This is a genomic window from Psychrobacter sp. MF31 (genome assembly GCF_012847335.1).
Taxonomy (GTDB): domain Bacteria; phylum Pseudomonadota; class Gammaproteobacteria; order Pseudomonadales; family Moraxellaceae; genus Psychrobacter.
Window position 1 is genome coordinate 108,966 of the sequence record NZ_JABBDX010000002.1, and the last position, 26,831, is coordinate 135,796.

22 protein-coding genes are annotated in these 26,831 nt (G+C 44.5%); 9 read left to right on the forward strand and 13 right to left on the reverse strand.

Annotated elements, in window-relative coordinates; genetic code table 11:
* Positions 1-85 precede the first annotated feature (85 nt).
* Positions 86-751: a single-stranded DNA-binding protein gene (ssb, locus tag HF322_RS03685; RefSeq protein ID WP_169392064.1), complete on the reverse strand. Its 666-nt coding sequence runs from the start codon at positions 749-751 to the stop codon at positions 86-88.
* A gap of 92 nt (positions 752-843) precedes the next feature.
* A complete protein-coding gene (locus HF322_RS03690; RefSeq protein ID WP_169392295.1) occupies positions 844-2,208 on the reverse strand; it encodes an MFS transporter in 1,365 nt (454 codons plus the stop codon).
* 712 nt (positions 2,209-2,920) lie between these two features.
* On the opposite strand from HF322_RS03690, the gene uvrA reads away from it, so the two are divergent.
* The gene (uvrA, locus tag HF322_RS03695; RefSeq protein ID WP_169392065.1) at positions 2,921-5,800 is read left to right on the forward strand and encodes an excinuclease ABC subunit UvrA; all 2,880 of its coding nucleotides are present in this window, start codon (positions 2,921-2,923) and stop codon (positions 5,798-5,800) included.
* A gap of 111 nt (positions 5,801-5,911) precedes the next feature.
* Entirely contained in the window at positions 5,912-7,681 is a 1,770-nt protein-coding gene (locus tag HF322_RS03700; RefSeq protein ID WP_169392066.1) for a P-loop NTPase fold protein, read from the forward strand.
* Positions 7,682-7,820: 139 nt separating this feature from the next.
* Here HF322_RS03700 and HF322_RS03705 read toward each other — a convergent pair whose 3' ends face one another.
* Positions 7,821-8,036 (reverse strand): DUF503 domain-containing protein, encoded by a 216-nt coding sequence (locus HF322_RS03705; RefSeq protein WP_223193156.1) that lies wholly within the window; start codon positions 8,034-8,036, stop codon positions 7,821-7,823.
* A 123-nt stretch (positions 8,037-8,159) separates the two neighbouring features.
* Here HF322_RS03705 and HF322_RS03710 point away from each other — a divergent pair, with 123 nt between their 5' ends.
* The gene (locus tag HF322_RS03710) at positions 8,160-8,381 is read left to right on the forward strand and encodes a hypothetical protein (RefSeq protein ID WP_169392067.1); all 222 of its coding nucleotides are present in this window, start codon (positions 8,160-8,162) and stop codon (positions 8,379-8,381) included.
* Between the two features lie 7 nt (positions 8,382-8,388).
* Here HF322_RS03710 and HF322_RS03715 read toward each other — a convergent pair whose 3' ends face one another.
* Positions 8,389-8,979 (reverse strand): GNAT family N-acetyltransferase, encoded by a 591-nt coding sequence (locus HF322_RS03715; RefSeq protein WP_169392068.1) that lies wholly within the window; start codon positions 8,977-8,979, stop codon positions 8,389-8,391.
* A gap of 74 nt (positions 8,980-9,053) precedes the next feature.
* A complete protein-coding gene (locus tag HF322_RS03720) occupies positions 9,054-10,664 on the reverse strand; it encodes an FAD-dependent oxidoreductase (RefSeq protein WP_169392069.1) in 1,611 nt (536 codons plus the stop codon).
* Between the two features lie 181 nt (positions 10,665-10,845).
* Here HF322_RS03720 and truD point away from each other — a divergent pair, with 181 nt between their 5' ends.
* A complete protein-coding gene (truD, locus tag HF322_RS03725) occupies positions 10,846-12,027 on the forward strand; it encodes a tRNA pseudouridine(13) synthase TruD (RefSeq protein ID WP_169392070.1) in 1,182 nt (393 codons plus the stop codon).
* Here the strand turns inward: truD and HF322_RS03730 are convergent.
* Positions 12,017-13,552 (reverse strand): diguanylate cyclase, encoded by a 1,536-nt coding sequence (locus tag HF322_RS03730; RefSeq protein ID WP_169392071.1) that lies wholly within the window; start codon positions 13,550-13,552, stop codon positions 12,017-12,019. The two genes, truD and HF322_RS03730, sit on opposite strands and share 11 nt — an antisense overlap.
* Before the next feature lie 274 nt (positions 13,553-13,826).
* Positions 13,827-14,705, reverse strand: a complete 879-nt coding sequence (locus tag HF322_RS03735) for a PHP domain-containing protein (protein WP_169392072.1) — start codon at positions 14,703-14,705, stop codon at positions 13,827-13,829.
* Between the two features lie 216 nt (positions 14,706-14,921).
* Here HF322_RS03735 and ispZ point away from each other — a divergent pair, with 216 nt between their 5' ends.
* The 4 genes from ispZ to HF322_RS03755 all read left to right on the forward strand — a co-directional run bounded on the left by ispZ (position 14,922) and on the right by HF322_RS03755 (position 18,498).
* Positions 14,922-15,473 carry a septation protein IspZ gene (gene ispZ / locus HF322_RS03740; protein ID WP_169392073.1) on the forward strand — a complete coding sequence of 184 codons (552 nt, stop codon included), beginning with the start codon at positions 14,922-14,924 and terminating at the stop codon, positions 15,471-15,473.
* Positions 15,474-15,534: 61 nt separating this feature from the next.
* Entirely contained in the window at positions 15,535-15,861 is a 327-nt protein-coding gene (locus tag HF322_RS03745; RefSeq protein WP_169392074.1) for a YciI family protein, read from the forward strand.
* Complete coding sequence (gene mnmC / locus HF322_RS03750; protein ID WP_169392075.1) at positions 15,858-17,849, forward strand: FAD-dependent 5-carboxymethylaminomethyl-2-thiouridine(34) oxidoreductase MnmC; 1,992 nt, start codon at positions 15,858-15,860, stop codon at positions 17,847-17,849. Before HF322_RS03745 ends, mnmC begins: the two co-directional genes overlap by 4 nt.
* 40 nt (positions 17,850-17,889) lie before the next feature.
* On the forward strand, positions 17,890-18,498 hold the full coding sequence (locus HF322_RS03755) for a hypothetical protein (protein ID WP_169392076.1): 609 nt from the start codon (positions 17,890-17,892) through the stop codon (positions 18,496-18,498).
* Between the two features lie 18 nt (positions 18,499-18,516).
* Here the strand turns inward: HF322_RS03755 and HF322_RS03760 are convergent, their stop codons facing one another.
* Positions 18,517-19,920 (reverse strand): hypothetical protein, encoded by a 1,404-nt coding sequence (locus HF322_RS03760; protein ID WP_169392077.1) that lies wholly within the window; start codon positions 19,918-19,920, stop codon positions 18,517-18,519.
* 223 nt (positions 19,921-20,143) lie between these two features.
* Positions 20,144-20,920, reverse strand: a complete 777-nt coding sequence (locus HF322_RS03765) for a DUF4230 domain-containing protein (protein WP_169392078.1) — start codon at positions 20,918-20,920, stop codon at positions 20,144-20,146.
* A gap of 371 nt (positions 20,921-21,291) precedes the next feature.
* Between HF322_RS03765 and HF322_RS03770 the strand changes: the two genes are divergently transcribed.
* Positions 21,292-23,004 carry a proline--tRNA ligase gene (locus HF322_RS03770; protein WP_169392079.1) on the forward strand — a complete coding sequence of 571 codons (1,713 nt, stop codon included), beginning with the start codon at positions 21,292-21,294 and terminating at the stop codon, positions 23,002-23,004.
* A 97-nt stretch (positions 23,005-23,101) separates the two neighbouring features.
* On the opposite strand, the gene queF is transcribed toward HF322_RS03770, so the two are convergent.
* The 4 genes from queF to HF322_RS03790 all read right to left on the reverse strand — a co-directional run bounded on the left by queF (position 23,102) and on the right by HF322_RS03790 (position 26,737).
* Positions 23,102-23,974: an NADPH-dependent 7-cyano-7-deazaguanine reductase QueF gene (queF, locus tag HF322_RS03775; protein ID WP_169392080.1), complete on the reverse strand. Its 873-nt coding sequence runs from the start codon at positions 23,972-23,974 to the stop codon at positions 23,102-23,104.
* A gap of 50 nt (positions 23,975-24,024) precedes the next feature.
* Entirely contained in the window at positions 24,025-24,798 is a 774-nt protein-coding gene (locus HF322_RS03780; RefSeq protein WP_169392081.1) for an ABC transporter permease, read from the reverse strand.
* A gap of 30 nt (positions 24,799-24,828) precedes the next feature.
* Complete coding sequence (locus tag HF322_RS03785; protein WP_375138521.1) at positions 24,829-25,788, reverse strand: ABC transporter ATP-binding protein; 960 nt, start codon at positions 25,786-25,788, stop codon at positions 24,829-24,831.
* A 256-nt stretch (positions 25,789-26,044) separates the two neighbouring features.
* Positions 26,045-26,737 (reverse strand): cytochrome c5 family protein, encoded by a 693-nt coding sequence (locus HF322_RS03790; RefSeq protein ID WP_169392083.1) that lies wholly within the window; start codon positions 26,735-26,737, stop codon positions 26,045-26,047.
* Positions 26,738-26,831: the final 94 nt, after the last annotated feature.

Consider the following 26,831-nt stretch of genomic DNA (forward strand, 5'->3'; position numbering starts at 1 on the left):
CTTATTTTTATTAAATTTTATTTGGTATAAAAAAGCCCTGAATAGTCAGGGCTTAAAATAATGAGTAACGATTTATTAGCAATATTTAAAATGGGATATCATCATCCGCTGGGCTGTCATTCATTGGCTTTGAATCAAAGCTGCTATTGTTATTGCTAAACTGGTTTTGAGACTGCTGACCAAATTGATTTGCTGAGCCTTGATTATTGGCAGCTGGACTTTGGGGTTGCGAATTATAATCTTGGTTGTAGCTTGGTTGGTTAAAGCTTGATTGCGGCGAATTAAAGCCGCCAGATTGACCACCGCCAAACCCTTGATTGCCTTGCTGGTTATTTTGATAATTGTTTTGATAACCGCCTTGATTGTTGCCTGAGTTAGAATAGCCGCTTTGACCACCAAAGCCGCCGCCTTGACCGCCCGCGCTGTCTAGCATTTGCATTTGGTCAGCGCGAATCTCAGTGATGTAGCGGTCTTGACCGTTTTGGTCTTGGTATTTTCGCGTCCGAAGGCTGCCTTCAATATAAACTTTACTGCCTTTACGAAGATACTGCGCGGCAACCTCGCCTAAGCGGTTAAATAGCGAAATGCGGTGCCATTCGGTCGCCTCTTTTTTCTCACCTGAAACCTTATCCGTCCACTGCTCTGAGGTCGCCACCGAAATACTGGTGACACCGCCGCCGTTATTAAACTCGCGACGTTCAGGATCAGCGCCAAGATTACCAATGATAATAACTTTATTTACACCACGCATAGGAGTGTCCTTTTAATAATCAATCGTCGTGCTGCCACATTGATTGTTTTATAAATTTATTGATGATTAACGCTACTTTATACAACTTTTGGTCAAATATCTAGCGGGCTTTGACTCAGCTGCGACAGTGATTGACGCGAAGAATCGGTAAGTTTGGACTTATCAAGTTTTAAATAAGCAATCTGCTCTTTTGCCATGACCATCAATTCATCAACGCCTTCAACTGCCATCACTTGCCGTGACCAGTCTTGAAGGTCGATATTTTTAGGAATAGTTACCGTGGTGCTGGTCAAATAAGGCGGCTGAGCAATGGGCAAAATCAAGACCAACGCCATCGCCATCACGGCTGCCAACAGTGCCCAAGCTAATAGGTTGGATTGAGTGAGCAAAATGCCGCCAAGTGCGCCGCCAACAAACGCTCCTAAAAACTGGGCGGACGAGCTAATTCCCATCGCTGTGGCTTTTCCGGCAACCGGAGCGCGCTTGGAAATCCAAGATGGAATGGTCGCCTCAAGTAAGTTAAAGCCCATAAAATAAAGCAACAGCCCTAAAATAATCACAAATCCAAGCTGATTACCAATGGCTAATAGGGCTAAAGCGACCGTCATTAGGGCAATCGCCGCTAAAAACACTTGGCGCATTTTGCGTTTTTTTTCAGCGATAATAATAAAAGGAATGGCAATGGCAAAACCGATAAATAGTAGCGGCAAATACACCATGCCTTGCTGACGAACGGTCAATCCCATCACGTCATTAAGCTGATGCGGCAAAATGACAAAAATCGCCGTCATGGTCAAATGTAGCGCAAAAATGCCAACATGAAGGCGGTTTAAATCGCCAATTTTAAGCACATCCACCAGCTGATCCTTGACCGATTTGTTGGCTAAATTGTGCTTTAAAACCCGAAGTGGCGATGGCACCAGTAGCAGTAAAATCATGGCAAGCACCGCAAATCCAGCAGTCAACCAAAACAGCCCTGACATGCCAAGCATTCCGACCATTAACGGACCTATCGCAAACGATACCATGATCGAGCTTGCAATCGTCAGCCCCATGGCTGCCATGGCTTTGGTTCGCATCTCCTCCCGAGTGACGTCAGCTAGCAGCGCCATTAAAACGGCAGAAACTGCGCCACTTCCGGCAAGCGCTCGACCAATGATCACTTGATAAATATCGGTCGCCGTTGCCGCCAAAATTCCGCCAAGCGCAAAGAGTACCAAGCCCCAAAATACAATGGGCTTTCGCGGGAATTTATCAGCAGCAAGGCTGACTGGAATCTGAAAAATCGCCTGACCTAAACCATAAATCCCCACCGCAAGACCAATCAAAAATGGCGTGGCATGCGTATAATTGCCGCCATAAACCGAAAATACGGGGACAATCATAAACAAGCCGATCATCCGCAGGGCAAAAATCCCGCCAACGCCCAATATCGCCCGTTTTTCTATGCTATTCATAATGGCCTCACTGATGATGAGCCGCTTCATTTCTAGCCGCTCGGTGTTGCAATGCTTGATCGATGACCGCTGAAACTTGCCATCGCGGTAGGCAGTATAAAACATTCAGCCTATTATGGCGATAATTTTGCAGCGCTATTGATATTGATTCTTATTTGAAAGATTCAAGCTTGATTTGAATTTTTCGCAATTAAAAGCCATTTTTCTGCTCAGAAGATTTGTTACCAAAGCTATGAATTCAAGCCAATTCCCTTGAATAATCGGTAAGTTACAACCATAAAGAAGCTCGAACGCAACGACTATTTTTACGTTATGCGGTGATTTTTACTTCAAGATTTATTTACTTTATTAACGATTGCTTGACCATTTTACAATGATTTAATACCCATAATGACTTTTATAAAGGATAAGCTTTGCCTTATTAACGTAGCTTATCAAAGAAGATTATATGATCAAAACTGATTTTATTAAAATTGCTTTAGCTATAAATTTTGATTGCGCCAATTTATAAATTAAATGATAGCGAATCTATTTAACTTAAATTGGCAAAGGTTTAGCAAAAACGAGCAATGTTAAAGAAAACCATTTAAAGCGGTTCTTTATTTATCAATGAGCCAAATTTTATAGATAAAAGTTTATAACCAATAGCGCAATATATTGGCGCTATTGATGATGATTTTACGACAAATTAGCAATAGGATACCCAAAACCGATGGCAAATGACCATATTGCAATTCGCGGTGCTCGAACTCACAATTTAAAAAACATTAATTTGGACATTCCTCGGGATAAGTTTGTGGTGATTACCGGCTTATCGGGGTCGGGAAAGTCATCCTTAGCGTTTGATACGCTTTATGCTGAAGGTCAGCGCCGTTATGTGGAAAGCTTGTCGGCGTATGCGCGGCAGTTCTTATCACAAATGGAAAAGCCGGAAGTCGATAGCATCGAGGGGTTGTCGCCTGCCATTGCCATTGAGCAAAAGTCAACCAACCATAATCCGCGATCAACGGTTGGCACAATTACCGAGATTTACGATTATTTGCGGTTATTGTTTGCGCGGATTGGAACGCCATTTTGCCCTGAACACGGCGAGCCGATGGTGGCGCAAACCATCACTGAGATGGTCGACCACATCATGGCGCTACCTGTTGACAGCAAGTTGATGATTTTAGCGCCGGTGGTTCGCGACCGCAAAGGCGAGCACCAAGTATTGCTTGAGCAGCTGATTGGTCAAGGGTTTGTTCGCGTTCGTATCGATGGTCAAGTTTATGATATGGACGAGCTGCCCGAACTTGAAAAAAATAAAAAGCATACCATCGAGGTGGTGGTTGACCGCTTTAAAGTCCGCGATGACTTAGGCAATCGCGTAGCGGAAAGCTTAGAAACGGCGCTGCGGTTGGGTCAAAATATCGCCATTTTGCATCACATGGACGGCAACCCAAATCCAGATGGCGACGACAATCAAATCTTATCAGCTAAGCACAGCTGCCCCGTTTGTGACCGCGCGGTGTCTGAGCTTGAGCCGCGCCTCTTTAGCTTTAACAATCCTTATGGCGCGTGTCCGTCGTGCGATGGTCTTGGCAAACGGCAATATTTTGCTGCTGAAAAACTCATTACCCATCACGAAAAAACGCTCAACCAAGGTGCAATTAATGGTTGGGATAAACGCCATGCCTATTATTTTGGGCTGCTGAGCACCGTTTGTCATCATTTTGGCATTGATATGGACACGCCTTGGCATGACTTGCCGCATGACCAGCAAAGCCTGATTATGAATGGCTCGGGAAAAGAGGTTCTGAACTTTAACTTTACTGATGAGCGCGGTCGCAAAACTAATAAAACCATGCCGTTTGAAGGGGTTCTACCCTACCTTGAGCGCCGCTACGCACAAACGCAAAGCAACTTGGTTCGTGATGAGTTGGCAAAATATTTAGCCGACACCACTTGTAACGTCTGTCACGGCGCAAGGCTTAATGAAATCGCTCGCAATGTCCGCGTGGATAATCAAACCATCGCTGATATTGTTAAATTATCGATTGGCGATGCCGCCGATTATTATCAATCGCTCAAAATCAGCGGTCATAAAGGCGAAGTTGCCGATAAGATTTTTAAAGAGATTAATGAGCGGCTCAACTTTTTGGTGAGCGTTGGTCTTGATTATCTCACCCTTGCGCGCTCAGCCGAAACGCTTTCAGGCGGTGAAGCTCAGCGGATTCGCTTAGCCAGTCAAATTGGCGCGGGACTGATGGGGGTCATGTATGTCCTTGATGAGCCATCCATTGGGCTGCATCAGCGCGACAATGACCGACTTTTAAAAACCTTAACTCGACTTCGTGACTTGGGAAATACGGTATTGGTCGTTGAGCATGATGAAGATGCGATCCGCCAAGCGGACTATATCATTGATATTGGCGTTGGCGCAGGCGTTCACGGCGGTCACGTCATTGCTCAAGGCAACAGTAACGATATCATGGCAAGTTCTGAATCGCTTACGGGCAAATATCTGTCCGGTGAGCTGAAAATAGAAGTACCTAGTATCCGCCATACTGCCAAAACGATTGATGTTGATGGTAAACAAGTGCCATTATCTATTGAACTTAAAGGCGCAACGGGAAACAACCTAAAAGACGTTGATTTAAGCTTGCCGATTGGGGTAATGACTTGTGTAACGGGCGTTTCGGGATCAGGAAAATCAACGCTAATTAACCGAACGTTGATGCCACTTGCCGCAACTGAGCTAAATAACGCCTCGACCCTCATTGCCGACAGCTTTGAGAGTATCAGCGGTCTTGAGCACTTGGATAAGATGGTGGATATTGACCAAAGCCCAATCGGACGGACGCCGCGCTCGAATCCAGCGACTTATACCGGCGTGTTTACGCCAATCCGTGAAATGTTTGCGCAAACTCAAGAAGCCCGCGCTCGCGGCTACAAACCAGGGCGATTTAGCTTTAACGTCAAAGGCGGTCGCTGCGAAACCTGTCAAGGCGACGGTCTTATCAAGGTTGAAATGCACTTTTTGCCCGACATGTACGTGCCTTGTGACAGCTGTCATGGCAAGCGCTACAACCGCGAAACGCTTGAGATTCACTATAAAGGCAAAACCATTGCCGATGTTTTGGACATGACGGTTGAGGATGCGACGGAGTTTTTCGCAGCGATTCCCGCCATTCATCGCCGACTTGAAGCGCTGATGGAAGTTGGTCTGAGCTACATTCGCTTGGGGCAATCGGCGCCAACGTTGTCCGGTGGTGAGGCTCAGCGGGTGAAACTGGCTCGCGAACTTGCCAAACGCGATACCGGTCAGACGCTGTATATCTTGGATGAGCCGACCACGGGACTGCATTTTCATGACATTGCTAAGCTGCTCAATATCCTGCATGCCCTTCGCGATAAAGGCAACACCATCGTAGTGATTGAGCACAATTTGGACGTGATAAAAACGGCGGACTGGATTGTGGATTTGGGACCTGAAGGCGGTAAAGGCGGCGGTATGATTATCGCTGAGGGCACGCCTGAGCAAGTCGCGGAAACGGAAGGCTCGTTTACGGGAGAGTTTTTGAAGCCGATGCTTGAGCAAGTGGCTCAGTAGGTTAGGTTGTTGGGATTGGGAAAGGCTGTTCTTTCGGGAATGGTCTTTTTTATTGGCTAGAATTTATTTTCAACGTTATAATTTTTAGAATATTCTCGGGACAAGTTAGCAATGGCAAGTGTAGAAAATATAGAAAAACGACTTATAGAGATTATGGGAACTAAAGAACCTTTTGCCATTGCATTAACTGGCAAATGGGGTGTTGGCAAAACTCATCTATGGAAAAGCTTTCGTGATAAAAACAGAGAAATATTTTCTGGTAATAAGTACGCTTATATATCTTTGTTTGGATTAGACTCGCTAGAGAGTCTAAAGTTAGCAATTGCTACCGAAGTCCAAACGGACGCAGCTAACGATTCACCCTTAAACGTTGATGTATCAAAGCACATTAAAAAATTATTCGGCTTCGTTGGTGGTGGGAACATTACTGCATCAGGAGACATGCGCTTTGGTATTAATATTGGTAATAATCTCATTACTAATATCATTATGGCTCATCTCAAGGACACTCTAGTTTGTTTGGATGATATAGAAAGGAAATCAGATAGCTTACCCATGTCAGAAATAATGGGATTGGTGAATTACTTGAAAAATGAGCGTAATTGCCAAATTATTATGATATTGCACGATGCAGAATCAGAAGATAGAGATTATTTCGATAAGCATAAAGAAAAAATTTTTGATGAATTATTAGTTTTGGACAATTCTTTATCTATTGTAAAAGGTATCGTTGATAGCAGTTTATCTACAATATATGAGCAATTTTATGAAATTATTGGAATAAAAAACTTGCGGTTCTATCAACGGGTTGACAAGTCTTATAAACTCTTTGACAAGACTTTTCCTTCATTATCACGATTAAGTAAAGAACAAATATTAAGCTTTATTCTAATAATACGGATGGCATATGATATGCCATCAACGCTAGGTAATGATATTGACTTTAAGTTTTTCGTTGATAGCTTTAACTCTAAAAAAATTAAAGATTTTAGAGGCTATAAAATACAAAATGTCTATAAAGAGCAAAATGAAATTCCAGATAATATAGTAAAATTTAATAAAATTAATGACTATATTCATCCATTTTATAATTATTTTGAAATTTCAGATTGGGGAGAGATCATTGTATCTTGGATTATAGAGTTAGATTTTGATAAAGAAGCTACTAAAAACCTTATAGAAAAAGACAAACTTAATGAAGAAGCCTTAGTAATTGACAGATTAAGCTCTGAGATTTTGAGAGAATTTCATAGTTTAGAAATAAAGCCTAACTTTTCAGAACGTCTATACTATATTGCCTGCGCTAAGATAGGAAAGACACAACTTACTAACTTGAGTTTTTACTGTGATATTCTTGAGGCATGTAATAGAAAGGACTTAGCGAGTCAGTTAGAAACACACATAAAACGTCATATCGAGAATAGTATCAACTATTATCAGACGCGAATTTCTATTAATGACTTTTACTCCTTTGGTAGGAAAGAAAATGATCGATTTTATAATTTCACCGTTGATAAGATAGAAAATCATAAATACGAAAATATTAGCCCTAACACTATATCATCGATATTTTTGGATTTCCATAAGAACGGTCGTAGTGTATACAACCCTAGTGATAAAAAAATCCTTGAATTAGTTGATAAAAATATTTTAAGAGAAGTAATTTGGACAAATATCGATACGATTTTTGGGAATCGTAAATTATTCATTCATTCAATATTGTGTCATCCGGTTTTGAATGATATTGAAGGTAAGAGAGAAAACGTCAGATTATGGATATTAGAATTGCTTCAAGAAAAAATTAAGCAAAATCCGAATAGTGAACCGTCCATAAAAATGTGGTTAGATGACACTAAGAATCTGACAGAAAACTTAGCTTAATCCTTATGTTGAATGCAATTTTTGACACACAAAAAGAAATTTGATTATATTCAACACTAAATGGTCATTTTGATTAAACAAACTCCCTCTCAACATTCATCACCCGACCATCCACAATACGCTCAAGCTTATCCTCAATTTAGCGGCATTGCGTGTCAACATCGCGCTTAGTTAGGGCGACCACCACAAACGACCACTCGCTGGCATCATGGCGGTCAAGCTCACCGCTTTCGCAAACCGCAACGTTTGGGCTGCGACCAAAGCGCTCATGAAGACCGCCGACGCGTTGGCGCTTTTCTTTCAGTGAGCTACAACCGGGCAAGGAAATGGTAACAGTCATAATGGCAATTTGCATCGTATTTTCCATAATTAGGGATTGAATTTTTAGTAAGTTTTAAAGCAGCAGCTTATTGGTGATTACAGACAAGCTGTCTTTGAAGCTGCTATCATATCGTGAATTGACTTGAGGGGCGCGGCTGTGTGGCAGGTGTATTTTTTTATTTTACCGATTGGGCTTGGGCTGATAACGCTGGTGGCAAGCTTGATTGGGCTATTTGCCTATTTGATAAGCGATGATGACGCCACGTGCCGACCGGCGTTTAACTGGTTTCGGCGCTTGATTGTCGTGGCATTTATTTTGCTGAGCATCGGGCTATTTATGACGTTTGGCTACTTTTGGGGCGCTTCTCATCAGCCCTAAGCGCAAATTATTCTATTATTTTTGCCAGTTCAAGAAAATAAAGTCCCTCTTTTTTGGGTGTGCCGTTATTGCCATCTTCAGGAAAGGCTTCGGTATTGCCAGTTGCCACATAGCCGCGCCGCTCGTAGTAAGCTTGCAATTGCGGTCGACCAGTTAACACCAAAAGCTTAATGACCATTGGCGAAGGCTCATTTTGGGCATTATTTTTGCTTTTTTGATGGTTTAAATGACGCTCGGCAAAAGTTTCTGCCGCCTCAAGCATGGTATTACCAACGCCATTGCCTTGAAGTTCAGGGTTGACCGCAAACATGCCGATATGAGCGTCATTGTTGCCCATTTCGACATTGATACAGCCTAAAATCTCGCCCGTTTCTTCCCCATCGCGAGTGCCGTTTTCCGTTTTTGGAAAGGCAAAAAGGTAGTGATTAGGGTCGCTGATGACGCGTTCAAGCTCTTTTTGCGTGGTTCGGATGCCACCAATCAGCGCAGATTCATTCGTCCAGCCCTCATTTTGCCGATAACAGCGATTTAGTAATGACTCTAAAGCTGGAATGTCACTCGCCATGGCTTGCCGTAAAAAAACAGAAGTTTCCGTCATAAAATTCTCATGATTATAAAAGGCACAAAACTGATAAAAATAGCTCGACGCCGTTTTATTTTATTAACCTTTGCTTAAAAAGATAGCGCTTGCGCCTGAGCAATGATATCAAATCCAGCTAAAAGTTGCGCTCGCGTTGGGGCAACACCGCGACGAAGCAGCGCATCAAAGGCGACCAATTCTTTATCACGACCAAGGGTACTTGCGGCAGTAGCTCGGCTGTCCTGCCCGTCATCATCAAAATAATACTCAATGTAGTTCAACTCGTTTGGTTGACCGATTAAAATACCATAGTCAGGCGTTTTGGCGTGACCGCTGTAGCGAAGGCTTTTTCCGTATTGCATCGTCCAAAAAAACGGCACGCGCTCTTTTAGCGAGTTGACCGAATGACCATCTAAAACATCATCATTTAAAATACTTGCCGCCGTGACCAAACCATGCTGCAACGCCACGCGCCAGTGCTCAATCCGCAAGCGTCCCAATTTGCCTTCAGCATTGGCAATATCACCAAGCGCAAAAACACCGTCTTTTAGCTGCAATCGAGCGTCAACTTGAGCGCCATTTTTATCATTAATATCGCCTAAAACGTCAAGTCGCGGCGCAACGCCCGTTCCTAAAATCACCACGTCAGCGTCGATTTGTTTACCATTGGCAAAGGTGATCCCTGTCACTTTCTCATTGTCATCACTGTTAATTTCTTGAATCGTGGCATCAAATTCAAAGGTGATGCCGTTTTTTTCATGCAAATTAATCAGTGCATTGCTGACGGTTTCGGAGACGATATTGCTCATGACGCGATGGTTTTGACCGATGACGGTGATGGCGGTAACTTTTCCTGCTTGCGCAAGTGCAGACGCCACTTCCATGCCGATAAATCCTGTGCCAACGATCGCTACGCGTTTGCCATGGCTGGCGTCTTTGATCGTTTTAGCGTCGTCAAGGCTACGAAGCGTATAAACACCATCTGATGTTGCCCCTTTAATCGGCGGAATAACCGGCTCTGCGCCCGTGGCAATGACCAAAAAGTCCGCTTTGATTTGATTGTCCGCATTATCGTGAGCGCCTGCTACCGTAACGGTTTTATTTTGATAATTAATGTTTGAGACGCGCTGACTTAACCGTAAGTCGATGTTTTGTTTTTTCGCCCAATCATTGCCGCCAAGTTTAAGCTTTTTTTCATCGGCTTTTTCGGCTAAAAAAGCTTTTGACAGTAGCGTTCTGTCGTACGGCTCGTGGTCGTCCGCGCTGATCATAATAATCTTGCCGCCGTAGCCTTCATTGCGCAAATGATGGGCGCTCATAAACCCTGCCGCGCCGCTACCGACAATCACAGTCGTGGTATTTTTAAGCTTATCGTGAGGGTTATTTTTAGTTATTTTAGCACTGGTATCAACGATTAAGGTATCACCCCTGTTTTCGATTTGATATTGGGTTAAGCCCTCGGTTGCGACCGGTTCGAGCAATGAGCCGTCCGTGCTGTCAAAAGTCGCATGATGCCACGGACAGACCACACGATTGCCGCAGCGAAGACCGTCGCCTAGGTTTGCGCCAGCGTGCGGGCATTTGCCATCAAAGGCGTAAAACTCGTCGCCATCGCGGGTGATTAAAATAATGCTATCATCGTCTTGTTTAAATGATTTCATGCCGCCGCTTGCAATGTCGGCTTTATTGATGGTCACTTTCATAAATCGTCCTTAGGTGGCAATGGCTTCCTGATAGATTTTTATTTTTTTAAATTATCAACTATTGATGATAGCAACTGCGCCATTTATCTGCTGTTTTTTTATGGTCGCGGCAAGTAGCAAATCGTAACCCAAAGCATGATTTATGCCTTTTTAATTTTTTTTATAAATAAGAGCGTCATTTATGACATTAACAGCCCCAATGCAAAACCTTGAAGTAAAAGAATTAGCCGATACCTCAAAGCTACCGCAACCAAGCAAACCGCCAATTTTAACGGCAAATTTTAAAACCATGGCGCAAGATTTTATCGTTGAAGAATTATTAGACATTGAATTTAGCAACTCTGGCGAGCATCTTTGGTTGCAAATTCAAAAACAAAACTTGAATACGGCGTTTGTGGCGCAAATGTTAGCCAATTGGGCACAAATCCCGCTAAAAGATGTTGGCTATTCGGGAATCAAAGACAGAAAAGCGCAAACGACGCAGTGGTTTAGCTTGCGATTACCAAAAAAAGAAGTTCCTGCCCTGACCTTTACCGATTTTTTGCAAAATCAAAGTCTAAATGACGGCGAAACGCTGACCATTTTGGCGCAGCAGTGGCATCTAAAAAAGCTCAATCGCGGCACCCATCAACAAAACCGATTTACCATTGTGCTTCGAGAAGTAAGCCTTGATGACAAAGATAATAATCCAGCCGCTAAAGATGCGGTGCTCAATCAGCTTAACGCCATTGCCAAATCCGGCGTTCCTAATTACTTTGGTACTCAGCGTTTTGGTATTGAGGGCAATAATATTGCCAATGCGCTGCAACTTTTTGCCAAACCCTTATCCCAAAGTAAAACGTCAAATAGCAAATCTGGAAAAAAACGCCGACTACCAACCCCCACTCAAAGCCTTGCAATATCTGCTGCCCGAAGCGCCATTTTTAATCAAATCTTAGCCGCTCGCGTGATTGATGGCAGTTGGAATCAAGGCAAATCGGGCGAGATTTTTAATTTAGCAGGGTCAGGGTCGATATTTGTTAGCTACGATATTGATGAGGAAATTCAAGAGCGCTTGGCTTGTCACGACATTCACCCAACTGGCGCGCTTTGGGGAACGCCATCAGCAAAAACGAGCGCGGCAATCGCCAACTTTGAAACAGAAGTTATTCAAAAAAACGCGTTATTATCGCAGCTTGCTGCAGGGCTTGAGCGCTTTGAGGTCAAATCACAGCGCCGAACTTTGCGACTGACACTATCGGATTTTAAAGCAGATTGGCTTGATGACAAAACAATAATGCTGAGCTTTTCATTGCCCAAAGGCAGCTTTGCCACCAGCGTTTTGGCAAGCTTAGTGCAAACGCTCACTCAACCTAATCGTTAATGTCTTTAGTGCCAAAGTTGACTTGAATTTTACCATCGGCAATCAGCTTGTTGGCGCTGATCACTCGGTTGCGACCATCGCCTTTGGCTTGATATAGCGCATTGTCAGCAGTGCTGATGACCAGTCGGCAAACGGCGCTTGATAGCTGATTGACAGGCGATGCTTTTCGTTTGCGGTATGGGCGTTTCTTTTTTAATGACACTTCGATCGGCTTGGCAGTTTTAGACGTTGAGGGCGATGGCGATTGTTCAGGATTTGGCGGTAACGGCAGCGCGTTATTTTGGCAGTGCTGCTTTAACGCGCTTAAGTCGTGGTTGCTGATGCTATAAAGCCCAAAACTTGCTGTGATGGTAAAGCTCAACCCATTATCCATACAAATAGTATGCTTGGCAATTTTGACGCGGATGGCTTCGGCAATATCAAAAGCTTGGTCGTGGCTGACGTTTGGCAAGCCAATTAAAAACTCCTCACCCCCATATCGGCTCACGATCGCGCCTTTTATTGGCGTTGAGGTGGCACTATCTAAAGCATTTTCGATCAACAGGCTGTCGGTTAAAATTCCTGCCACTTCTCGAAGCACTTGATCGCCGGCATCATGACCATAGCTGTCATTGATCCGTTTAAACCAGTCCAAATCCAGCAAAATCACACTATAATATTGCGCCGCTTGCAGCGTCATTAGGGTTGCTTGAATTTGCGACAACCCAAAGCGGCGGTTGTCAAGTTTTGTCAGCTCATCTTTATTGGCATGCTCTAAGATTTCGTTTTTACTGTCATCTAAAATGACCAGCAGCTTTCGAAACATATAAACCATAAAAATGGCTTTAGGAAGCGCTAAATACAGATGCGTTGAGCGCCAAAAAAATGCCGATGACCGTCGCACCTGCTCAACATTTTCCCAGCTGATTTTACCATTTTTAAAAATGGAGGCGGCAATCGCGTTCTCAATGGTGGTCGTTTCGCTATAAGTTAAATAACTGTAAGTATCTAGCGGAATGGAAGTGATGGTCAATTGGCGCAAATTGGGCAGTTTAACGCCCAAATAAGGGATCATCGTTACCACCACAATTAATGCCACTTGCCATAAAAACGCCCACCACATATAGCGCCGACGAACCAACATCATCCCAAGCATCGCGCCGCCCACAAGCGAGACGCCAGAGACCAAGCTGCTATAGCCCATCACCAAAACCATGATCGCAATATAAAAGCTATAGCAAGTAATCAACAACAACTGCCAGCGATAAAGTCGCGTTTTGTCATCACTTAAGGTTGAAAAATGATGAACCAACCAAGCAAAAAGCAGCCCCATCAAGGTCACACCAATCCAAACTGGCTTTAGTAGCCCCATTTGAACGTAACCTGAAAAATCCTTTTGACCCCACCAAACAAACAAGCACCAAAACCAATGCATTGTCACCTCAAGCACCATAAAAAATGCCAACAGCGAGGTGCGATTTTCAGCTTGCCACTCAAAAATAACTTGAGTCAGCTTTTTATGAACAGGAAGCACGGTTTCGGGCATAGGTCGCCATCACTTAGTCAGTAAAATTTAGATGGTTTTTAACGTTACTGTTGTACTTTGGTTAGTTATTGATATAAATGGTAACTTCTTTTTGATCAAAAAGTAATTGTGGATTCTGCTTAGTTAACGCTATTTTTTCTTGATATTTTGAGTTTTTTGGATCAGTTTTTTTAAACTAAGGGTTTATAACTTAAGGTTTTTTAAGTGAAGAGTTTCTAAATCTAATTTTTTAAATTAAGGATTCTAAATCAAGAGGTTTTAAAGCAAATCCTTTTTAAATAGATTGAAAATGCTGCCAAACTCCAATCTGTTCTGCATTAAGTTTGGGCACATCGCCCAAGCGACGCCAAGGCATATTAGCACCATGAAAGTCGCTGCCGGTTGATACGGCAAGCTTGTGCTCTAAAATGCAGCGATCTACCATTTTTCGAGTGCTGACAGGCTCGCTTGAACTTGGGATTTCGCAAGCATCACCGCCAAGCTCAGCAAATTCGGCAATTAATTTGCGGATTCGGGTGGCTGACAGCTGATAGCGGGTCGGATGCGCAAGCACGGCTTTGCCGCCGCAGTCATGAATGAGGTTAATGGCGCGCTCAAGACTTAACGCTTCAATTGCCACATAAGCTGGCTTATTGTCCGCCAGATATTTGTCAAACGACTGCTGAACTGTTTTTACCAAATCCCGATCGAACAAGACCTGACCGATATGCGCGCGACCAACGGCAGTTGGGTTGCCGCCAGCTTTGGCGCAAATCTCATCCCAAAGCGGCGCAAATTCTAAATCAAGCAGTTCGCTTAATTTTTGGGTCATTTGATAGCCGCGAGTGGCTCGGCTACTTTGAAGCCCTTCAAGCGTTTGCTGCATCATTATGGTATCGGTAAAATCAAGCGCGACCACGTGAATGATTTTGTTTGCCGCTTTATTTTTACCATAGCCACCGCCAAGCGTATGTTGACAGCTGATTTCAACGCCATGAATTAAGGTGATTCCTGCGTCTTTTGCCGCGCTTTTTGCTGATTCAATGCCTTGGAGGGTGTCATGGTCAGTCAACGCCAGCAATTCAATTCCTGCGATTTTCGCGCGCGCGATCACCTCCTCGGGCGAAAAAGTGCCATCGGAGCAAGTACTGTGGCAATGCAAATCTATTTTCATCATCAAAACCCTTTTGTTGGCATCATTTTGACAGTCAGGTTGGACAAGAGGTGTCAGCGCTATCATTTTTTGATCACAAACGTCAGACTACGCTAATATTTGCCGCCTTAGATATAGTATAAGGCAGATTGCGCGCTTTGATTACGCCAAGATTGCTTTTTTTCTTGCCGCGCGCCGTGTAAACTATCGACATCACTTAAGCCGGTAAGCATTATTATGAAAGCCTTATTAGACTTTATTCCGCTGATTGCATTTTTTATTGCGGCGCGTCACAGCGGCATTTTGATGGCAGCAGGAGCGCTATTAATTGCCACCATCATCGTTTACGCCATCCACTTTATCCGCCAAAAAGGCAAATTTGATAAGCAGCAATGGGTCGTTTTAGTATTGACCATCGTCTTTTGCGGCGGAACTTTATTGCTTCGCGATGACATTTATTTGCGCTGGAAATCGCCGATTATCAACGGCATTTTTGCGTTGACGCTGTTTGGTAGCGCAGTCATTAATAAGCCTTTGATGCAGCTTGCGATGAAAGATGTGTTTTTATTGTCGCCCTCAGGATGGAAAAAACTGACCGTGGCTTGGGCACTGTTTTTTGCCGTGATGGGCGTGCTGCATTACGTCACCGCCTTTATGATGAGCGATGAAGCTTGGATTAATTTTAAAACGTATGGCTGGGTTCCGATTATGCTCGTGTTTATTGCCGCGCAATTTATGGTGCTCAAAAAGTATGTCAATCCCGCATTAACGGATAAAACTGCAAAATAATAAGTAAATTGTAAAAAAAGCACGTCAACTTTTAACAACATTTTAAAAATAAGGAAAAATTATGTCTCTATTTGTCATCATCGGTCATGACGTTGCCGGAAGCCTTGAGGCGCGAAAAGCCACCCGTGAGGAGCATTTGGTACGCCTAAGAAAGCTTGATGAAGAAAAGCGCTTAGTCATCGCCGGTCCCACGCCCGTTGAGCATGGCGCCCCTGAGATGTCCGGAAGCATCATTATCGCAAAGTTTGACTCGCTCAATGATGCCCAAGATTGGGCAAGCGCTGAGCCATATTTGCGCGAGGGCGTTTATAGTCATGTGGACATCAAGCCCTTTTTGCAAACGCTGCCCGCGCCTACTCAACCCTCAGAACCCTCAGAACCCTCATGACCATCACTCCTGCCAACATTGATTGGCAATTGGACGACTTAGGAAATGAAGTTCCAGTATCCACGCTGTTTGGTGACGTTTATTTTTCAAACAGCGATGGTCTTTGCGAGTCGCAATTTGTGTTTGTTGATCACAATGATCTACCAAATCGACTTGCCAAGCTTGCCCCAAAGCAAACCTTTAGCGTTGCTGAGATTGGCTTTGGTACGGGGCTAAACTTGCTGGTACTTTGGCAGCTTTGGCGCGACCTTCGCCAAAGTTATCCTCAACTTGCCACCTCGCGATTGCATTTTATCACCACAGAAAAATACCCGCTGACCCAAAGCGATTTAGCAAAAGCGCTTGCTAGCATTTCAGGACGCGCGCCTAAATTTGCCGATTTGATCGATACGCTTTTGAGCGCTTATCCGCCGCTTGTTGAAGGCTGCCACCGCTTAAATTTTTTTGAAGATAATTTAACCGTTGATATTTGGTTTGGCGATGCAGCACAAAGCTTGCAAAATTTGGCTCAGCCGAATGAGCCGCTCCCTAAACCCACCATCGATGCTTGGTTTTTAGATGGCTTTGCGCCGTCTTGCAATGAAGATTTGTGGGCGCAAGCAATTTTTGCACAAATTGAGCGCTTATCGACAGTAGGAACGACCGCTGCCACCTTTAGCGCAGCAGGCGTGGTTAAACGTGGTTTGACGTCCGCCGGATTTTTAGTCAAAAAAGTCAAAGGCTTTGGCAAAAAACGCGAAATGATTACCGCGGTTATTGCTGATAATAACGCTGAACCCTTATTACAATCAAAAGAAAAATCATCACCGCAAACGCTGATCATTGGCGCAGGGGTTTCAGGACTTATGGCAGCGTGGTCACTTGCCCATCGCGGTCATCACATCACCCTTATCGATAAAATCGCGCCGCTGGCGGGCGCATCTGGCAACCCGCGAGCGCTGCTTGCGCCCAAAATGACGCCGATTGCATTTGTCGCCGAGCATCTGCATAGCCTTGCCTATTTTTATAGCAGCCGATTTTATCAAGCGCTTGATGCCAAAGCGCCATCTGACTTAGATCATATCGTCACGCCAACTGCCGCGCTTGATTTATTGACCCAATCTAATGTCGATACCGAGCAGATTAAAGCTTATCCGGATGAGGTTGCGACCACTTTAGACCATCAAGCTGCCCAAAAAATCAGCGGAATTTTCAACCAAGACTTTACCGACAATTTATTTTTACCAAAAGCGGCGCTCATTAACCCTCAAGCGTTAAAGTCAGTAGTTTTAGAACATCCAAATATTAACTTTAAAGCTGTGTTGGTCAACCATATCGAAGATGATGGTCAACAGGCAATCATCACTGCCGTTTTAAATAATACGAATGATGATAACAACGCCATTACTATAAGCGCTGATCGAGTGATTATTTGCGCAGGTTACCAAAGCCATTTATTGCACCCTAAGATTTTTAATTGCCGAAAAATCCGTGGTCAACTGTCTTGGTTTACCCCAACCGCCAATCAGCTCGCCAAACTTCCCAAAATTCCGTTAAAATATAGCGGTTATTGTGCGACATTTACGCCAACTGAAAAAGATGCCGACATCAATCAGATCAACTATCCGCAATCGCAATTTTTACTTGGCGCAAGCTTTGATCGCAATGATGAAGGTCTGGATACGCGTGATTTTGACCATCAAGCCAATCGTGATAAGCTAATCTCAACCTTCCCTGAGCTTGATGCCGCTATCCCAACGGATTTTGAGCAGTGGCAAGCGCGCGTTGGCATTCGCTCGCAAACGCCCGATTATCATCCGCTCGTTGGAAGGCTAAGCGCCAATATTTGCTGCTTAACGGCAATGGGATCAAAAGGCTATGCGTTTGCGCCGCTTTGTAGCGAAGTTTTGGCAGATCTGATATCAGGTAATTTTGCGCCGGTATCAAGCCAAATGCTTGCCAAACTTGCGCCCAATCGCGCGCGCCTGCAAACGCCGCTTAAACCTTAATTGCGCTTTGATGTTGGCGATGAACCGTTATGGAGCTGATATGACACTTTGGAAATCTTGTAATCTGCCAAACCAAAATGCGATGTTGGCAGTTGTGGCAAGTTTATGTTTACTTACAGCTTGCCAAAAAAAGCCTGAAGCAAGCGCTGAGGCTGACGTGGTGGCTCCCGTTGTCACCACGGTTGCTACTGAAGAAAACGGCGTTGCTCATTCAAACGATAAGGCTTCAGAAGAGCCGGCTTCCGATCAAACAAGCTCGGACACTACTAAACCATCAAACCAAAAAGAAGTAGCTCAAGACAGGGTTTTAGAAAATGAGGATGATACAGTAGCTAAAGCGCCGCCCTCGCTTGCAGGCGCTCAAGTGACCGATGTTCGCTACAAAAGTGATGACGGGTCGACCATGAGTGTGGTTTTTGAAACCTCGCGTGATGGCATCTTAAATGCTATTGTCAGCTTTCCTAATCAACCAAAAGTCACTTTGACCGCTCCTGAAGGTCAAGGTAACAACCCCACCTATCGCTCAAAAGATGGCAAGTTGGAACTGGTCAGCCATGAAGGCGGCAGCAGCATTGATTTAATTTATGAAGGCGACATCAAAAGCTTTGTTGCACTCAGCGCCGATGCCGCTGTGGTCACGCAATCCTAAGCTTTTTAATCAAGCCAGTTATATTCCAAGCTTTCGGCGCAGTCTTGATAAAAAGCCCATTTTTTGCTGCTGAGCTGAGTCAATTTTGGCATTTTGACTTGCCATTGATGGCTCAGTTGCGGGCGTTGATGGCGCTGGATTTTCAATAGTGGATGGCGTTGAGGTTGGCGAAGTAAGTAATGGCGCGTCATTTAAGTCTTGAGAGGTTAAGGCGATATTTTCAGAAGCGCTTGCCAAGCTTTGGTCATCGTTTTTGTTATTGGCGTCAAAATGCAATGGTGGATTGATCGCTTTTGCCACGCGGCTATCTAGCTTTTCATAACTTTGCTGCTGTAAATTTCCTGAAAATAGCAAACTTACGATAATTTTTTTCGCAGATTTTACTGAAACTTTCGCGGCGGCGGCTAACTCATTGACCGATTTTGGGGTGGTCTCCATGGCGGTCATGATAGCAAGCAAGGCTTGACGCTCGCTTTTAGCAAGACTTGTGACCTTATTGTCTGTGATTTTGGCGCTATAGTCGCGAAGCTCCGGCTTAATCCAGCCGCTTAATTGATAGCTTTCTAAATCGCTTGCCAGCGCGAGCAGTTCCTCGGAATGCTCCCAAGCTTGTTGCCAAAGCCATTGGGTCAAATCAAAGGCAGCACTAGGATCGAGCGTTATCCCTTGATACGGCATCAATTCCCAGTGATTCAATGAAATTGGCTTGCCTTCAAAATTTTGGCACCAAACGCGACCTTCTTTTGGGGCAATAATAGCCATGGGGCTTAGTTGACCTTTGACCTTAATTTGATGAAAGCCTTCAGGTTTGGCGTTAAGCTGTTTAATCATAGCAATTAAATTAGCATAATCTGCTGACGGCTGAGCGCTATGGTCGATCTGAATATCAGCCGTGCTATCATGATTCACATCCGTTTCAAGGCGATTTATTGAACCGCTGCCAGTTTTTGCGGTCAAATTAGTAGGATCGTTTACAGCTTTTTTAGAGTTGACGGGTGCTTTTGCATGTTTAACTTCATTTTGCTGCAAAATTGAGGTCACTGCCCCCGCGCCTTGTTTAAGCGCGCTAACTGACGTCATGAGCCACTCGTTTAAGCCATCAAGCTTTTTTAGCGGTAAAATCAAGCGGTCGTGATTGATCCAGCCTTCATCAATATCGGTTCGGCTCACATAAAGTACCGGCGTTTTTTTTTGATCACTGAGCAGCTTGGTGATGCTAGCCGCAGCTCGAAACTCATTATTAATCATAAACAAATCGACCTGCGGATGGTTTGCCGATACCCATTCCAAATCCGCCTCAAGTCGCAGCAGCACGCGCAAATACCCTTTGATCATCACCTGATCGGCAGGTTTGATCCCCACCAAAGCGGTGCGCAGGACTTTTTTTAGATTATTTTGAGTAGGCGTTGCACCTTGACTCATTAGGACTCCCCCAAACCGCTTGGCAACTTGTAATTAAACAAAACTGCTGACCATTATAGCCGCAATTGAAAGTGATTCCCCATCTATTGCCCAAGACTTAGGTCAGAGAATTGTTTCAAATTATCCACGATGATTTTTATTTTATAATGACGCTTACTAATGAAGTCAGCAAAATTAATGCCAACTTCATCTTTATTCAATAAACGTCTCACGCCGTGCTTTATTATTTAACGTTATTGGTCTTATTTGCATTTGCAATCGGCAGTTGGCAAGCGCCTGTTCCTTGAGTATTTACCGTCACCACCGCACCAGTTAAGGCAAACAGCTGCTGCAATTGCGATTGCGCATTTTGAGCGGCAAGATTCATGATGTTGCCGCGACAAGCGCGCTCAAGGACTTCTTTTTTTGCCGATTGTTGAGCCGCTTCAAGCACTTTTGGGTCAACTTGTAGCAAATTAAATGCGCCCGTTTGCCAGTCATAAATTTCCAAATCATCCAGATAAACGGTAAAAATTTGCGATGGTGGCAAGGTGATATTGATGGTTGGCATGGCAGCTTTGGTGTCATTTTCTGCGGCGTTTTCAGTTACTTTTGGCAGCACGACTTGAACCATCTCAGGCGACAACTCGCTTAAATCCACGCCCGCCTCCACGCGACCCCGAGCAATAAACAAGCCTTTTTGCTCATCTTGCCAAAGCTTTTGCCAACTGCCGCGTTTTTGGCTGCTTATAATGGTATCCACGCTAAACAGCACGGTTTGCAGACGGTTCAAATTTTGAATTTGGGTGATGACGCCCTCACGAGTGATGGTTTCAACTGGCGCAGCTTTCGGCTTTTTTTGTAAGCTAAAAATCGCCCAAGCCAACGCCAAAATGCCAACGATGAGCACGAGCCAAGACAGCGGCGCGATGGGCTGTTTTTTCGCCGATTTTGTTAAAATCACTTCTTTTGAAGGGGTTGGCTTTGAAGGATTTGGCGGCGTTGGTTGACTGTCACTCATGGCGTCTCCTTTTTTAGGGTTTAGCTTATTATGGTTATTAGCGGATTGACGGCAAATTTGATCTTAGTTACTACAAAAAGAGGAATGAAATATCAGCATAAAATGCACCTTTGCTGGGTCAAATTCAAGACCTAGCTACGGATTGACTACAATACTGTGGATTTGTTATCAATAATCCCAAGCTTTTGGGCGGCAGTTCTTGCGATTTAAGCGCTTGGTTGCCAAAAGCTTAAAAAGTCATTGCGTCTTAAGGCAAGTTTACCTACCATAGTCAGATTGTGCTTAAAAAAAGGTTATGAAAAATTCAGACTATTTTTTAAGCCTCGGGCTTCGTTTTCGTTATTTATTTTTTTTAAGGTTCTGCTTTATTTATGAAAGCCAGTCAATTGTTGTTTGCCACGCTCAAAGAGACCCCAAGCGATGCCGACATCGCCTCAAGTCAGTTGATGGTTCGCGCAGGTCTCATCCGCAAAATTGCGTCGGGGCTATATATTTGGTTGCCAATGGGGCTTCGGGTGCTGCAAAAAGTGGAGCAAATCGTCCGCGAAGAGATGCAAAATATCGGCGCTCAAGAGGTGTTGATGCCCATGACTCAGCCTGCCGAGCTTTGGCAGACGACCGGTCGTTTTAATGATTATGGTCCTGAGCTTTTGCGATTTAAAGACCGCCATGAGCGCGATTTTGTGTTAGGTCCCACCCATGAAGAGGTCATCACCAATTTAGCCCAAGGCGAGCTGCGCAGCTATAAACAGCTTCCTGTGACCTTTTTTCAAATCCAAGGTAAATTTCGCGATGAGATTCGCCCGCGCTTTGGGGTGATGCGCGCTCGTGAATTTACCATGAAAGACGCCTACTCTTTTCATGTCGATAAAGAGTCACTTGCACTCACCTATCAAGATATGTTTGATGCTTATACGCGAATTTTTACCCGTTTAGGGCTTGATTTTCGTGCGGTTCAAGCCGATACCGGCTCAATTGGCGGCTTTGCGTCCCATGAGTTTCATGTGCTTGCCAGCAGCGGCGAAGATGACATTGCGTTCTCAGATACTTCTGATTATGCAGCAAACATTGAGCTTGCTGAAGCGGTCTGTAGAGACGTTCGCCAAGCGCCAACGATGGAAAAAACAGACGTTGCCACGCCAAATATGCCAACGTGCGAAATGGTCGCTGAGCATTTAAACCTGCCACTTTCACAAACAGTAAAAACGCTTATTGTTAATGGCGAAAATGAAGACGGCGAGGCGCAACTGATTGCGCTTGTGCTTCGCGGCGACCATACGCTAAACAGTATTAAAGCTGAAAAAATCCCTAATGTCACTTTGCCGCTCACTATGGCAAGCGAAGACGATTTAAAAGCGGCTGGACTTTATAAAGGTTATATTGGCGTTGATTTGGACATGCCGGTCTTTGTCGATCGCGCGGCGGCGGCGCTGTCGGACTTTGTTTCAGGGGCCAATAAGCCTGATTTTCACAGCACGGGCGTGAACTGGGATCGCGATGCGACCATTACTGAAATCGTTGATATCCGTAACGTTATCGAGGGTGATGCCTCCCCTGACGGTCAAGGCAGCTTGCAAATCAAACGCGGTATCGAAGTTGGTCACATTTTCCAGTTGGGTGATAAATACTCAAAAGCGCTTAACTGCACGGTTTCAGGTGAAAATGGTAAGCCCGTTACCCTAATGATGGGCTGCTACGGTATTGGGGTGAGCCGGATTATCGCGGCTGCCATCGAGCAAAATAACGATGACAATGGCATCATCTGGCCTCAAACGCCTAATGTTAAAGACTCCATTGCGCCGTTTGAAGTGGCGATTGTCCCGATGAAATCCAAAGAAGATTTGGTGATGCAAAAAGCCACTGAGCTTTATAACACGCTAAAATCACGCGGCGTCAATGTGCTGCTTGATGACCGCAACGAGCGCCCCGGTGTCAAGTTTGCTGATTTAGAATTGATTGGGATTCCGCATCGCATTGTGGTATCGGATCGCAATTTGAGCGAGGGCAAATACGAATACGCCAGCCGCCGCGATACAGAAAAGCAATTACTCAGCTTGGATGAAGTATTGGCAATCGTTGGTTAAGTTAGTATTTTAATTGGTCATAAAAAAAGCGCCTGATAATAGGCGCTTTTTTGATTTAAAATCAATGTTTATTTTTAATTTCGTTGATTAACTGTATTTATTGGCGAATCAACCGACTTGGTTTTGGCAATAATGACAAGTCACTCACTCGGCAAGGATTAATATCAATGCCACCGCGGCGCGTGTACCAAGCGCGAACGATTAAGGAACTTGGCGCAAAATGCGTCATCAAATCCGCAAAAATCTGCTCAACGCACTGCTCATGAAAGCCGTTGTGCTGCTGATAGCTTAAAATATAGCGCAGCATATTGGTATCACTCACCAGCCGTTTGGTTGTCATCATTACCCCAAGCGTTCCCCAATCGGGCTGATTGGTGACAGGGCAATTGCTTCGCAGCAAATTGGAATAAAAGCTATACGTTTGGCTGGCATTTTCGCTCACTTGAATGTCACTGACTGACAGCAGCGTGCTGTCTGGGTGATCGGCAAGTGGTAGCGGCGCTTTTAAATTTTTGAGCGCCTCATCAATACAAACGCCGTCCGGCTGAACGACCATTAGCCTTGAGGTGGCATCTTCTAAGCGAAACAAATCAACTTTAACTTCCGACTGCAAGCATTTTGACAAATCTTCACTAATCAGCGCTTTTACCGCCTCCCAACTGTCAAACTGAGTAAAATTGAGACTGTTTAAATACAATTTTAGCGATTTGGACTCGATGATAAATGGGGAGGTCGCCGAAATGGTAAATCGTGCCATCGCCACTTGTGCCACGCCCAAAGCATTGAGCCATGACACCTCAAACGCATGCCACCAATCGACGCCTACGGTCAGACTTTCAATATCAATATCGGCATTACTTTTTGCAATTACCGAGCGCCCAAGGCTTCTTGCAATTGGGAATAACATCTCGGGGCTATAAGTGGTCGGATACGTGGTCGTCTGTTCGCCTAAAATACCATGAATGCTCATGAAAACCCTTTTTAAAATAAATTAATACGGACTATAGCAAAATTAAACCGTTACAGGCGGATTTTTGAGCCATCGTTAATTAAGCGATAAGCGATGATATAAAAGATCACGCAAAAGGCAAAAATTGCCGCCATCGAATACCAAACATTGACGTCAGAATAGCCCAAAATACCAAAGCGAAACGAGTTGACCATATAAACGATGGGGTTTAATAGCGAGATATTTTGCCAAATCGGCGGTAAGTTTTCCATTGAATAAAATACGCCGCCAAGATAAGTTAAAGGCGTCAATACAAAGCTTGGAATAATGGAAATATCATCAAACGATCGCGCAAAAACGGCATTGATAAAGCCGCCTAAAGAAAATAAAATCGATGTGCCAAGAACGGTAAAAATGGTCACAAAAATATGCTCAATGCCAAGCTTGGTAAAAAACAGCGCGACAATCGACACAATCACCCCGATTGCCAAACCGCGAAATACGCCGCCGCTGACATACCCCATTAAAATGGCATGTTTTGAAATTGGCGATACCAAAAGCTCCTCAATGCTTGAATGAAATTTGGCACTAAAAAAGCTCGACACCACATTTGAGTAGCTGTTGGTGATAATCGCCATCATGATCAGCCCTGGCACAATAAACTGCATGTACGGCACGCCGCCCATTTCCCCGACGCGCGAGCCAATCATTTTGCCAAAAATCACAAAATATAGGCTCATGGTAATCACCGGTGGCAGCAGCGTTTGCGGCCAGATGCGCAAAATCCTGCGAATTTCTTTGACCAGCAGCGTTTGAAAAGCGATCCAGCGTTTGGCAAAACTCATGAGCAGTCTCCTAATTGGTTTGTTGATTGGTTAAGCACTTAACGGTTCATCAAGGCTTTTGTCCACCAAGCGCATAAACAGCTCCTCCAAACGGTTGGCTTTGTTGCGCATACTGGCAACGCCTATGCCTTGATCGGACAACTGCTCAAAGACGCCATTGAGCGACTCGCCTTCAGATAGCGTCACCTCAAGGGTCAGCGCGTCTGTTTGAGCGACATCGGTTACACCCAAAAGCGTCACTTTTTGAGTAAGCGGTTCTGCCAAATCAAACACAAACGTCTCAACCGACAACTGAGCAAGCAAATCTTTCATATCGGTATTCACCCGAATCTCACCATGATCTAAAATGGCAATTTTGCGGCAAAGCTGCTCAGCTTCTTCTAAATAGTGCGTCGTTAAAATGATCGTGGTGTTTTCTTCAATGTTGATTTGCTGCATAAACTCCCACATCGATCGGCGAAGCTCAATATCCACCCCTGCGGTCGGCTCATCTAAAATCAGAAGTCTGGGTTTGTGAATCAGCGCCCGCGCAATCATTAACCGCCGCTTCATCCCACCGGACAGCTCGCGCGCCTTGTTATCACGCTTATCCCAAAGCCCAAGTGCTTTAAGCAATTTTTGCGCTCGCGGTCTTGACTCACTTGCCGAAATGCCAAAATAGCCCGCCTGAGTGATTAAAATATCCTCAACTTTTTCAAACTGGTTAAAGTTAAACTCTTGCGGAACAACGCCTAAGAACTGCTTGGCTTTTGCAGGTTCTGCCAATAAATCCGTGCCAAAAATATGAACGCTGCCGGTTGTGGGCTTAAACAACGAGCTGATAATCCCAATCATCGTTGATTTTCCAGCGCCATTGGGACCAAGGAGCGCAAAAAAGCCGCCTTGCGGGACGCTTAAATTAACGCCTTTAAGCGCTGAAAAGCCATTTTTATACGTTTTAGATAAGTTTTGAATTAAAAGCGCGGGGGTCTCATTGTCAGTCATGGTCATCTCTATTTACTTGATATTTCTCAATAATTGGTATTTTTCAATCAATTTATTGAAAAGATATAGCTCTAAAAAAAAGCAGAATATTAAAAATGTAGGCAGCCTTTTAATGTGAGGCTGAAGCTTACCGATTTCAACCGCTTAAAACGCTTTGATTTAAAACCTAATTCCGCTTTGCCAAAAGGGATTATTCAGGACAATAAAAAACGCCTATTTGAGTCAAATAGGCGTTTAAGCGGACGATGATCCTAAAGCAAAATTAGCTTGAGCCTGCCACCATATAATCGACCGCGTTCTGAACTTCTTCATCAGGGATGTCCGCACCGCCTTTTGCTGGCATCGCGTTAAAGCCGTTGATCGCATGGGTATAAAGGGTGTCTTTACCTTTAGCAATATGCGGCGCCCAAGATGCCGCGTCGCCCATTTTTGGTGCACCAAGCAAGCCTGCAGCGTGACAAGTATGACAAACGGCGTTAAATACCGCTTCACCATCGCGTGGGCTACCGTCAGCAGAAGCACCCGATGAACGCGCGGTCACATCACAAGCCTCGCCGCCTTCAAAACACACCTTTCCAACCGGCTGAATTCGAGCGATCAGATTTGGATAAAGGGCGATAAGTTTTTTCACTTGCGGCGTATCTTCAGGAACGGGCTCTTCTTCAGCAGCAGGAGCCGCCGCCGCTGTTGCTTCAGCGCTATCTTCAGTGGCTTCAGTAGCCGCCGCATCCGCAGTAGCTTCAGGCTCATCAGCAAGACCATCACTGTCTTTAGTATCAGCAGCAGCTTGCGTTTTATCCCCAAGTTTTTCGGGAATATTTTCTTTGACAACTTCCTTACCTTCAGCAACATCACTGACGGTCACAGGCGTTTGGGGGACATCCTCAGCTTGGCTCACCGCGATACTAGCGATTCCTAGAATGGCAGCTGCCGATAACATAACTACTTTTCTCATTCGTCACGTTCTCTTATTACAATTACAAGGGCGGGCTTCACTCACGATCAATTTGGCGATCAAAGCACAAGTAAAATCTGCCAAATCAAGCATT